The organism is uncultured Arcticibacterium sp. (assembly GCF_964021845.1).
Classification (GTDB): Bacteria; Bacteroidota; Bacteroidia; order Cytophagales; family Spirosomataceae; genus Arcticibacterium.
In genome coordinates this window covers 1,453,307-1,464,605 of the sequence record NZ_CAXHZC010000001.1, presented here as the reverse complement: position 1 = coordinate 1,464,605, position 11,299 = coordinate 1,453,307, and the positions used below count along the sequence as shown (strand labels likewise).

Genomic DNA, 11,299 nt, shown 5'->3' with positions numbered 1-11,299 from the left:
TTTATATTACTCTGTGGGTGTCAAAGTTTTCAAGATTATCAGAAACCTGCTTAACAAACAGACCACCCAAAGAACCATCGACTATTCTGTGGTCATAAGAGTGAGAAATGACCATTTTTTGACGAACGCCAATCATATCTCCGTCTGGCGTTTCTATCACAGAGGCTCTTTTGGCTATTTTACCAAAGGCCATAATGGCTACCTGCGGCTGCATAATAATAGGTGTGCCGGCTAAGTTTCCAAACATTCCAATATTACTAATGGTGTAAGTTCCGCCCATTAGTTCATCAGGTTTTAGCTTGTTATTTCTGGCTCTTAAAGCAAGGTCATTAACCTTCTTTGCCAAGTCAGGTAAATCATACTGGTCGGCATGATGAATGACTGGTACTATAAGATTACCATTGGGCAGGGCTACTGCCATACCAATATTGATGTCTCCTTTTTTGATAATTCTAGGTACATCCACTTGAATATTAATCATCGGGAAGTTTCTGATAGCCTTAGCCACGGCTTCTATCAAAATAGGGGTGAAGGTTATTTTTTCACCATATTTTTTAAAGAAAGCATCTTTATTGTTTTCACGCCATCTTACTATTGGCGTCATATCTGTTTCATGGAAAGAGGCTACGTGAGCGGCAGTCCTTTTTGAACTTATCATACGGTCAGAAATCATCATTCTGAGCCTATCCATTTCTATGACGGTGTCTTCTCCTGCGGTAAATTCTTCTTTTTGAAGCTTGAACGTGTTTCCTTTTTTACCTTTTTTAATATAAGCTAGTATATCATCCTTAGTAACTCTACCATGCATGCCGGAGCCATCTATTTGGCCCAGCTCACTTTTACTTATCCCTTCTTCTTTGGCTATACTTAATACTAAAGGAGAAAAGTATTTGTCGCCGGTACTTTTGCTTACAGGCTCTTTTATTTGAACATCTATTTCAGAAATACTTTCTTCTAGCTCTTCTGCTATGTTTTCTTCTTGTGGAGCCTCTCCATCACTTTCTATAATGCAGTATGGCTTCCCTATAGACGCTACTTCTCCAGGTTGTACTAAAAACTTGATAATTTTACCAGTATGCGTAGAGCCTATTTCCGTATCGATTTTATCCGTTGCTACTTCTAAAACCATGTCATCTACTGCCACCGTATCTCCTTCTTTTACTAACCAATTAAGAATAGTACACTCGAAGATACTTTCGCCCATAGAGGGCAATTTCATTTTTATTTCTGCCATTGATTATCTTAAATCAAATTTCCTTTAAAATCATTTTTCTTAGTAAACCCAAAGCTGACTTGCTGCCGTATTGGATATTTACTAAACGTGTTTTGGTAGACAATATCTTTTTTGCTACCGTTTTTTCTGGACCAGCACAGGCTATCCAAATGGTTCCTACTGGTTTCTCATCTGTTCCACCTCCTGGGCCCGCTATGCCACTTGTGGCTAAAGCATATGTGCTATTTAATGCTTTTCTAGCTCCTTCTGCCATTTGAATCACAGTTTCTTCAGATACAGCACCGTGTGCTTCTAAAGTTTCTTTTTTTACCCCAAGTAAATCCATCTTGGCTTCATTGGAATATGAAATTACAGAGCCTAAATAATAAGCAGAACTACCTGAATTAGCCGTAAGGGTATGAGCCAAATAACCACCTGTACAGCTTTCGGCGGTAGCCAAAGTAGCTTTTTCTTTAAGCAGCAAATCTGCCAAAACTAACTCTAATTCCTCATTATCTTTACTGAAAAGGTTTTTACCTAAAGTTGGATAAACTTTTTCGGCTTCCGCTTCAATATCCGCCTTTAGTTTTTCTTTATCATCACCAAAACCAGTCAATCTTAACTTTACTTGACCTAAACTTGGTAGGTAAGCTAATTTGATATGTGGAGGTAAGGCATCTTCCCAATTTTCAATTTTGGAAGCTAAAAATGATTCACCTATACCTATAGTCCTGATAATTTTATGAAGGATAAACGGCGTTTTGAAATGTTTTCTGAGTCGTGGTAATACCTCATTTTCCATCAGGTATTTCATTTCAAAAGGTACACCCGGCATTGACACGATAATCTTGCCGTTTTCATTAAACCACATGCCAGGAGCTGTTCCTACTGCATTATTTAGGTAGGTAGCTTTAGTAGGAATAAAGGCCTGTTGCCTGTTTATTTCGGTCAATTCAAAACCCCTGCTTTCGAAAAGCTCTCTGACATTTTCCAGAGCGGTTTCATTTAAAGCTAAGGTGTCATTGAAAAACTCAGCAATGGTCTTTTTGGTAATATCATCTTTGGTCGGGCCTAAGCCACCCGTAAAAATTAAGATATCAGCTCTTTTTTGAGCTTCTGTGAGAATGTCAAGAATCTCTTGTTTTTCGTCACCAATACTGGTTTTACGAATAGTTCGTACGCCAATTTTATCTAATTCGCCACTTATCCACTGGCTATTTGTATCTGTAATTTGACCGTATAAAATCTCATCTCCGATGGTAATTACTTCAGCATTGATATGCTTCATATATTAATAAATATTAATTGGGCTTGGTCAAAAGAATACCCTAGCTATTTTTGCGTTACTAAATTGGGTCAAATTTCCCGAAAATCGGTCAATTTTCCAATTAACACTTCTTATAAACCAATAATTCAAAAATGAAAAAAGTATTTATAGCACTTCTATTTTCTTCTTTTATGCTCAATTCCTGTGCACAAGGCATTAACCTAGGCAAAGTAGCCGAGGCTGTTTTAGGTAGTTCTGGAGGTGCATTAAGTAGTGATGATATTGCCGCAGGCTTAAAAGAGGCTTTGGTAAAGGGTGCATCTGTAGGGGCTGATGTGGTTTCAAAAGAAAATGGCTACTTGGGTAATGCTAAAATCAAAATTCCTTTTCCTGAAGATGTGCAGCGAGTAGAAACAGCTTTGCGTAAGATAGGTCTTGGAAACGAGGTTGATAAATTTGTAATGGCCCTTAATCATGGTGCTGAAGAGGCTGCCAAAGAAGCCAAACCAATATTTGTAAGTGCTATTAAGCAAATGACCATTACGGATGCTCTTAGTATCCTGAAAGGTGAGCAAGATGCAGCAACGCAATATTTAACAAGAACAACTACAGCTGAATTGACTAATTTGTTCTCTCCTGTAGTGGAAAAAGCTTTGTCAAAAACTGGAGCTACCAAGAATTACTCAGATTTGGCAAATACCTATAATCAAATACCTTTCACTAAAAAGGTAGACCCAGATTTAGTGGGTTATGCTACGCAAAAAGCCATCGATGGTTTGTTTATCATGATAGCAGAGGAGGAAGCCAAAATCAGAAAAGACCCTTTGGCTAGAACGTCTGATTTATTGAAAAAGGTTTTTGGTAGTAATCTTTAGGTAAATCAAATATTGATTTTGACTAAACTATTTTAAAGAGTCCAATGTTTTGCGACTGTTATTGGGGAATGATTGCCTCCAAAAAATTACCTTTGCAAAAAAATAAACGCTGAATGAACAAATCAGAAATTAATATAACCGTAGAGTTAGACGACAATAGAATTCCAGATAAGATTTTTTGGGACGCTACAGAAAACCCAAATGAGGGTATAAATGAGACCAAAGCCATTTGTGTGGGTGTTTGGGACCAATACCACAAAGGCCTTTTAGGAATTAACCTTTGGACCAAAGATATGCCAGTAGATGAGATGAATCATTTCACGGTGGATTTGATAGGTAATTTGGCTCAAATGATAAAAGATAGCACAAATGACCCTAAGGTTATTGAAGTACTTCACTCTGCTGGAAAGGAAATAACAAAACACCTTGAAGAGCAGGCACAGCAACAGCAACAACAATAATTTCTTAAAAATCCCAAGTTTCTCACAGAATCTTGGGATTTTTGTTTTAAGTCAATCAAACCCAAGATATCATGAAAACTGCTTTAATAACAGGTGCCTCTTCTGGAATAGGAAAAGCCACAGCCATAGCTTTAGCTAAACTTAATATTCGCTTAGTTTTATGCGGAAGAAGAAAGGAGAAGCTAGAAGAACTTCAACATGACCTTCGTGTAGAAAGTACCATTTTAACTTTTGATGTAAGAGATAAAGATGCTGTTTTAAAAGCTATTGGTTCGCTACCTGAAAGCTTTAAAAATATTGATATTTTGGTAAATAATGCTGGAAATGCTCACGGGCATGGCCCAGTGGCAGAAGGAGCCTTGGCAGACTGGGATGCTATGATGGATAGTAACGTGACTGGCCTTTTATATGTAACCAAAGCCGTTTTGCCAGGAATGGTGGAAAGAGGAAGCGGTCATGTAGTAAACCTGAGTTCGGTAGCAGGGAAACAAACCTATGCTAACGGTACAGTGTACTGTGCCACTAAAAAAGCGGTGGAAGCGATATCGGAAGGAATAAGATTAGACCATACAGAGCACGGGGTGAAAGTCACAAACATTGCACCTGGAGCGGTAGAAACAGAGTTTTCTGAAATTCGCTTTAAGGGAGATAAGGCTAAAGCGAAGAGTGTGTATGCGGGTTTTGAACCTTTACTGGCAGAGGATATCGCGGATGCTATCGCCTATGCTGTTTCTGTCCCAGACCATGTGACAATAGCTGATATGACTATCTACGCTAAGGCACAAGCCGCACCTACTACAGTTTACAGGAAGTAAGAAAAACCGTTTTGTCATGCTTTTTGCTTTGAGGACAAAAAGACACGCCAAAACGGAGGGTTTTCAGTTTTGATTTTTTTACCGATGTTATGCCCCTACGGGGCAGTTTGCAGCGGAATAGGCTGTTATCAAAAAATCCAGAGACTTTATGTAAGCCGTGTTTCTAGCCCCTTAGGGGCTAAATCTCGGTAGAAAAAGGGTGTAACCCTTTTGGAAAATCGAAGCCGCAATTTCGTTTGGCGGGATTTTGGCCGAAATGCCAAAATCATGACAAACATCTATTGCTAAACCCTTTCCAATTTAATAGGATAGGTTTTCTCAGACGCCCATTGGGCAATGTAAATATTCTCGTCAGCGTCTACATATACATCATGCGGATGCATGAATACATTGGCAGGGTCTTCTTTCTTTTGGGCATTTAATTTACCGTTTTCATAAACGGGCTTACTACCACCTGGCGTACTTACTACCTTATTGTTTTTATCAACTATTTGTACGTAACCAGAGTTTTGGTTCGATTCCAAAGTTGAACGAAAAACCGCTCCATAAAGATTCTCTCCTCTCATAACTGGTCGGCAAATAAAGCTACCAGGCATTTCTATTCTTTCTTGAAATTTACCATTCATGCTGTAACGTTTCCAGCAGTTTTCTTGACGCGAAGTTATAATTAAACTTCTTTCTTGTCCTTTTCTTTCATCTATAAGAACGCCGTGGTTACACTTGTATTGATAATTTCCTTCTCCCCGGCCACCCCAATGTCTCAGGTATTTTCCGTTTTGGTCGTATACTATCACGAAGTTTAGGCCGTAGCCATCTACCACATATATTTCGCCGGTTTCTTTGTCTACAGCAGACTCTGTAGGGACAAACTGAGTTGGGTATTCGTATTCACCAGTTTCTTTAGGATACTCTATTTTGAAAATTTCATTTCCTTTTAGGTCCGTTTTGATGACCTGGTGACGGTTATTGTCACATATAAGAAGAAATTGGTCTGAGCCTTCACCAGCTATTGTTAAACCATGAGCACCAGGGTAGGTATGTCCCCATGAGTCCAGTAGTTTTCCATTTTTACTATAAATTAAGACATTGTTTTTTGTCTCGTTGGTCAGCATAAATAACCTTCCTGAGCTGTCTTCCACCATTTCGTGGCAGTCGTTTACAGGATTTTTTCCTGCGTCTAACATTCCCCATCCCATATTGACTTTGTATTTAAAGTCGCCATGGCCAATTAAAATTTCATCATTCATTCCAAAACTAAAATTGCTGGTACCTAAACCCAATAGGGCTGTTCCAGTGAGTTTTAAGGCGTTTCTTCTGCTGAGGTATGTCATATTTATAGGTTGATTTGCTATAAAATTAGCGTTTTTAAGTCAAAGGTTGTTTGATTTATTTCTGATTTTCTGGCTGTGATAATTTTGCAATTGCCAATATTAAGGAAGAATTTTAGCTAGTATTAAATATTGAACCCTATATAATATATGAAAAGGAGAACATTTTTGGCTACAGTACCTGCTGTGGCTGTGGTAAATAAGCTTCAAATAGAAAATAACGAGAACGTTTTTTCATGCAGTTCTTATAACTGGCGTACTTTCTTTAAAAGAGAGGGGAAAGTTTGGGGCGAAGACTTAGATTTTGATTTGACGCAATTTTCTAAGTCGGGTTTTAAAAACATTGAGTACAGTATTACAAGCCCAGAAATGGCTAAACGCTTGATTTCTGTTTTAAAGAAATTTGACATAAAGATGCCGTCTATTTATGTAAACAGTGTTTTACATGTAGAAGGGGAGGAGGATAAATCTATCAAGACCATCCTAGAGATAGCAAAGGTAGTGAGGGCGTATGGTACTAAAATTATTGTTACCAACCCTAATCCTATTGATTGGAACAAAGAAATATTCAAGACGGATGAACAGTTAAAAAGGCAGGTGAAAGCTTTGGATAAACTGGGTGCCGAATTAAGAAAAATGGGAATAAAACTGGCATACCATACGCATACTACGGAAATGCTGGCAGGAGCTAAAGAGATTCACCACATGCTTCAAAACACTCGCCCTGAAAATGTTGGTTTCTGTTTTGACCTTCATTGGATATTTAGAGGTTCTAGAGATTCTGAAATTGCGGTGTTTGATATAATGAAAATGTATGAGGATAGGATAGTAGAGCTCCATATTCGTCAGTCTGAAAGTGGTGTATGGAAAGAAGAGTTTACTGTAAATGGGGATATTGATTATAATAAAGCCGCGGAATACTTAGGTGCTAAGAATATTCATGCTCATATTGTTTTGGAGCAAAGTATTGAAAAGGAGAGTACTGAAAACTTTACGGCAATTTCGGCCCATAAGGAAGGTTTAGAGGCTTTAAAGGCTTGTTTTGGAACATAAGGCTTAAAGTTTATTAGATAGGTAGAAGTATTTGGTAACTTTGTCGATAGAAAGTCTTTATTCGTCATTTAGGGGTATTTGAGTCGATCTATATTTTGAGCCTAGGCGTACATGAGGCCTAAACAATCTCAAATTATGAAAAACTTAAAAATGACTTTAGGAATGATTTTAGGAACGGCTGTTTTCCTAACTTCCTGTGACGACAACGAAAATGAAGTAACGCCATCTATGGTTAGTATTTATGCTACCAATAACTCAGACGGTAATGTTACAGTTTATGATGTTAGTGGTTCTTCTACTACTTCTACTACTTTGAAAACGTCCTCTACGGCTGCTGATGGAGCCTACTATGACGGAAGTTCTGTGTTTCAAGTTTCAAGATCTAATAACAGTATTGAAGGTTTTACAGCTATGGCTAGTACCTCTGTTGGCGGAATCATTGATGTGAATGTAGATTTATCAGGTACTAGTGATATGACTAGTCCAAGAGAGCTTGCTGTTAATGGCAACCTTTATGTAGTTGCTGATAATGCAGATGCAGATGGAAACGATGCTACCAAAGATGGTAGGCTTTTCGTTTATCAAAAATCTGGAAACAGTTTTACCTTGAGAAATACTATCACAACTGATATAAAGCTTTGGGGTATCACTTTTATAGGAAACGACCTATACGCTGTGGTAGACACAGAAAATAAGCTAGCTGTGTATACTGATTTCCTTTCAAATAGTTCTACCACATCTATGAGTGCATCTAAAACGGTAGCTATAGAAGGTTTAGTAAGAACACATGGTTTAACTTATGATAGCATGACTGGAACAATGGTACTTACGGATATTGCTGCAGCATCTAACGGACAAGATGACGGTGGATTCCATGTGATAGGGGACTTTATGAGCAAATTTAACTCAACATCTTCTGGTGGAACTATAGCACTTTCAGACCAAATAAGAGTAAGTGGTAGCAATACAAAATTAGGTAATCCTGTAGATGTGGCTTACGATGGTGAAACTGGAACAGTTTATATAGCAGAAGCTGGAAACGGAGGCGGAAGAATTTTAGCTTTCTCAAACATTGGTTCTGGAGGGAATTTAACTCCAAGTATGGACCAAACACTAGCATCAGCTTCTTCTGTATACCTATATAAGAATTAATTGATTGTTTGGGTTAATATGTTTAGCGTTAAAGTGGCTCTGGTTTTCCAGGGTCACTTTTTTTGGTTTATGCTTTGACCATATATTTCCATTCAAAACAATTGTTATTGACAGCTGTTTTGTTCATAAAACTATTCCAATCGAGAGTTTCTTACTTCTTTTTGCTTTTACTTAATAACAAACCGAATAAAGCTATAATAGCTCCTACACCCAAGCTAGAATATTGGATTACGGCACTTTCAGTGAAAAGTAGAAAGCCTAAAATGGCACAAATGCAGCCAATCACTGCGAAAATAATTCCGACATTTAAGTTAGATTCCATATTTGTATGAGGTTTATTGTAAGTAAGTTAACCAAAATATTTGAATCTTAAAAGAATTTAGTCTTGGAATAGTATAAATGAAACTTTTTTAAGTGCTAATACAGCTAAAGGGTATACGAAATGAAAGGGTTCTTTAATTCACCTTGTGAATAATTGGATTAAATGCTTTAGAGGCCACAAAGACTTTGTCGCCTTTGCTCAGGGGCTCAATCTCATTTTTGTCTGCCACTATTTTAACTAAATCGTTTCCTATCAAAATGGATACTACATAGATAACGTCTTCTTTAGTAATCTCTATAATTTCACCACTAAACTTGAATTTTGCACTGGTCTTATTCAGGCCAAAAAACTCTTTTACATTTCCTTGCTTTGCTATTTGACCATTTTCTATTTCAAAAATATGGTCGGAGAGTTTTACTATTTCACCAATATCATGACTTACCAATATAGTAGTCAAATTGTACTTTTTATGCAGTTTTAAGATATAGGTTTGCAGCTTCTGCCTCATATGCATATCCAAAGCAGAAAGCGGTTCGTCTAAAAGTAGAATTTCAGGCTGCTGTACCAATGCTCTAGCTAAAGCAACTCTCTGTTTTTGACCGCCAGAAAGCGTCTCTGGTTTTCTGTTTTGTAGGTTCTCTAACTCGGTGAGTTCTATGAGCTCATTAATTATACCATTATCTTGACTTTTTAGAAGGGCAAATTCTAAATTTTCCCTAACGGTCATATTGGGAAACAAAGCAAAATCTTGAAAAACGTAACCGAAACTGCGTTTCTGTGTGGGGAGGTTAACTTTATTCTCAGAGTCAAACCAAGTGGAATCATTGACTAGAATTTGCCCTGAGTCAGGTTTCAATAAACCACTAATCATTTTAAGTGTAGTAGTTTTACCTGCTCCAGATGCCCCAAAAAGCGTGACGAAATCACCTTTATTAATTTCTAGATGTAAATCAAGGCAAAGGTCTGACGGAAAGCTTTTTTTTATGTCGATTTTAATCATGCTTTCATACGCTTTAAGTATCCTCCATTTACTAAGTAGACCGTAAGTAAAATGGAAAATGTAATGGCGAAAAGTATCAAAGAATATTGGTTGGCAGCACCATAATTCAAGGCTTCCACTTCATCATAAATAGCAATAGATGCCACTTTCGTTTTGCCGGGAATATTGCCGCCAATCATGAGTACTACACCAAATTCGCCTACAGTATGGGCAAAACTCAGCACTATTCCCGTTAAAATAGCAGGTTTGATGTTTGGCAAAAGAACTTTAGCCAATGTTTCAAAACGGCTTTTTCCCAAGGTATAGGAAGCATCTCTAAGCGAAGTTGGTAAAGCAGAAAGCCCAGCCTGAATGGGCTGCACCATAAATGGCAAACTATATATAATAGAGGCTATGACTAAGCCAGCAAAAGAGAAAATGAATTTGATGCCAAACCATTCGTTCAGCCAGTTTCCGAAGGCATTTGAAGGGCTAAAAGCTATCAAAAGATAAAAACCAAGTACAGTAGGAGGGAGTACCAGCGGCATACTTATCAAAGTCTCAAAAACTGGTTTCCATTTTGATTTGGTAAAGGAGAGCCAGTAGGCCAAAGGAATGGCAATCACAAAGAGGATTAAACTGGTCAATCCTGCAAGTTTGAGTGTCAATATGATGGGTTGCCAATCTATCATGGAGCCAGTGTTATTTCATTAAGTTTTATCATGGCGGTCACTTGCGTTCCCACATCAAGTTTGAGTGTTTTAACGGCATTGCTACTAATAATGGAAACTAAATTTCCATACAAAGTCTGAACTTCTATTCGGCTAAGTAATGCACCTTGTTCTAATGCTATAATTGTCCCTGAAATCTTGTTTTGAAGGCTTATTGAGGGGTTTTCTTCTAAAGAAAGGATAACTTCGGTCTCTTTAAATAGCGTTTTAACAGCAGTTGCTTTCGCCAAATATGGAGCAGTTTCTTCCGTGTCGATAATTACCGACTTTATAACTACGCCTTCGCCAATCCTTACACTTACTATGGAGATGTTTCCACTGCTTTCTATTTGGTCAATTTGTCCTGAAAAGCTATTCATACCCAAAATGATTTAAAATGTTTCTGGCTTCTGTTGTAAACAAGAAATCGTAAAACTGTTGGGCGTCTTTGTGTTGATTTTTTAGCATAACTACGCCCTGTTCTATGGGTTTATAAATACTCGTGTCAATCGCTAACCAATTGCCTTTATCAGTCAATTCAGAGCCTTTAATAGTTGATAAAGAAGTAAAGCCAATTTCAGCTGCTTCTGAATGAATAAACTGATTTGTTTGAGCTATGCTCTCACCAAAAACGAGTTTGTTTTTAAGCTTTAGGTCTAATTGATAATGTTTTAACACTTCCATGGCCGCAGTACCGTACGGAGCAGTATCGGGGTTTGCTAGAGCTATATGGTTGATTTCTCGATTTTCTAAATATTTAATGCTCGGAATTAAAGAATCTTTAAGCGTCCATAAAATGAGCGTGCCTTTGGCGTAAACTTTAGGTTTGTTAAATGTCAATCCTTGCTTATACAGGCTGTTTGGATATTTCATGTTTGCCGCCACAAAAATATCATAGGGTGCTCCAGCGGTGATTTGAGCAGTTAATTTGCCAGAGGAACCAATCACTGCTTGACAAGGAATGCCCGTTTGTTTAGAAAAATAGTGGGTCAATGAATCCATGGCGAATTGCATATTTGCGGCCGTGGCAATGGTTAGTTTTTGCTCATTTTCTTTACAGCTTTGAAAAGCTATGCTAGCTAAAAATATATAAATTAGATTTCTCACTCTTTGGTTTCAATATT

Annotated in this window: 13 protein-coding genes; 5 read left to right on the top strand and 8 right to left on the bottom strand. The window is 37.7% G+C overall.

Going from position 1 to position 11,299, the window contains the following annotated elements:
- Position 1 precedes the first annotated feature (1 nt).
- Together AADJ06_RS06260 and AADJ06_RS06255 are read right to left on the bottom strand one after the other, a co-directional pair.
- Positions 2-1,234: a dihydrolipoamide acetyltransferase family protein gene (locus tag AADJ06_RS06260; RefSeq protein WP_341225553.1), complete on the bottom strand. Its 1,233-nt coding sequence runs from the start codon at positions 1,232-1,234 to the stop codon at positions 2-4.
- Between the two features lie 13 nt (positions 1,235-1,247).
- Positions 1,248-2,501: a competence/damage-inducible protein A gene (locus AADJ06_RS06255; protein ID WP_341225552.1), complete on the bottom strand. Its 1,254-nt coding sequence runs from the start codon at positions 2,499-2,501 to the stop codon at positions 1,248-1,250.
- Between the two features lie 131 nt (positions 2,502-2,632).
- Here AADJ06_RS06255 and AADJ06_RS06250 point away from each other — a divergent pair, with 131 nt between their 5' ends.
- The 3 genes from AADJ06_RS06250 to AADJ06_RS06240 all read left to right on the top strand — a co-directional run bounded on the left by AADJ06_RS06250 (position 2,633) and on the right by AADJ06_RS06240 (position 4,631).
- Complete coding sequence (locus tag AADJ06_RS06250) at positions 2,633-3,355, top strand: DUF4197 domain-containing protein (RefSeq protein ID WP_341225551.1); 723 nt, start codon at positions 2,633-2,635, stop codon at positions 3,353-3,355.
- A gap of 113 nt (positions 3,356-3,468) precedes the next feature.
- Positions 3,469-3,816, top strand: a complete 348-nt coding sequence (gldC, locus tag AADJ06_RS06245) for a gliding motility protein GldC (protein ID WP_341225550.1) — start codon at positions 3,469-3,471, stop codon at positions 3,814-3,816.
- A 68-nt stretch (positions 3,817-3,884) separates the two neighbouring features.
- On the top strand, positions 3,885-4,631 hold the full coding sequence (locus AADJ06_RS06240; RefSeq protein ID WP_341225654.1) for an SDR family NAD(P)-dependent oxidoreductase: 747 nt from the start codon (positions 3,885-3,887) through the stop codon (positions 4,629-4,631).
- Between the two features lie 284 nt (positions 4,632-4,915).
- On the opposite strand, the gene AADJ06_RS06235 is transcribed toward AADJ06_RS06240, so the two are convergent.
- Entirely contained in the window at positions 4,916-5,962 is a 1,047-nt protein-coding gene (locus AADJ06_RS06235) for a 6-bladed beta-propeller (protein ID WP_341225549.1), read from the bottom strand.
- 147 nt (positions 5,963-6,109) lie between these two features.
- Here AADJ06_RS06235 and AADJ06_RS06230 point away from each other — a divergent pair, with 147 nt between their 5' ends.
- Positions 6,110-7,012, top strand: a complete 903-nt coding sequence (locus AADJ06_RS06230; RefSeq protein WP_341225548.1) for a TIM barrel protein — start codon at positions 6,110-6,112, stop codon at positions 7,010-7,012.
- A gap of 135 nt (positions 7,013-7,147) precedes the next feature.
- Positions 7,148-8,164, top strand: a complete 1,017-nt coding sequence (locus AADJ06_RS06225; RefSeq protein ID WP_341225547.1) for a hypothetical protein — start codon at positions 7,148-7,150, stop codon at positions 8,162-8,164.
- A 151-nt stretch (positions 8,165-8,315) separates the two neighbouring features.
- On the opposite strand, the gene AADJ06_RS06220 is transcribed toward AADJ06_RS06225, so the two are convergent.
- The 5 genes from AADJ06_RS06220 to modA form a co-directional block, all read right to left on the bottom strand.
- On the bottom strand, positions 8,316-8,486 hold the full coding sequence (locus AADJ06_RS06220) for a hypothetical protein (RefSeq protein WP_341225546.1): 171 nt from the start codon (positions 8,484-8,486) through the stop codon (positions 8,316-8,318).
- Between the two features lie 133 nt (positions 8,487-8,619).
- Entirely contained in the window at positions 8,620-9,486 is an 867-nt protein-coding gene (locus tag AADJ06_RS06215; protein ID WP_341225545.1) for an ATP-binding cassette domain-containing protein, read from the bottom strand.
- Positions 9,483-10,157, bottom strand: a complete 675-nt coding sequence (gene modB, locus AADJ06_RS06210) for a molybdate ABC transporter permease subunit (protein WP_341225544.1) — start codon at positions 10,155-10,157, stop codon at positions 9,483-9,485. Before modB ends, AADJ06_RS06215 begins: the two co-directional genes overlap by 4 nt.
- A complete protein-coding gene (locus AADJ06_RS06205) occupies positions 10,154-10,555 on the bottom strand; it encodes a TOBE domain-containing protein (protein WP_341225543.1) in 402 nt (133 codons plus the stop codon). The genes modB and AADJ06_RS06205 overlap by 4 nt, the downstream gene beginning before the upstream one ends.
- On the bottom strand, positions 10,548-11,282 hold the full coding sequence (gene modA, locus AADJ06_RS06200; RefSeq protein WP_341225542.1) for a molybdate ABC transporter substrate-binding protein: 735 nt from the start codon (positions 11,280-11,282) through the stop codon (positions 10,548-10,550). The genes AADJ06_RS06205 and modA overlap by 8 nt, the downstream gene beginning before the upstream one ends.
- Between the last annotated feature and the right edge of the window lie 17 nt (positions 11,283-11,299).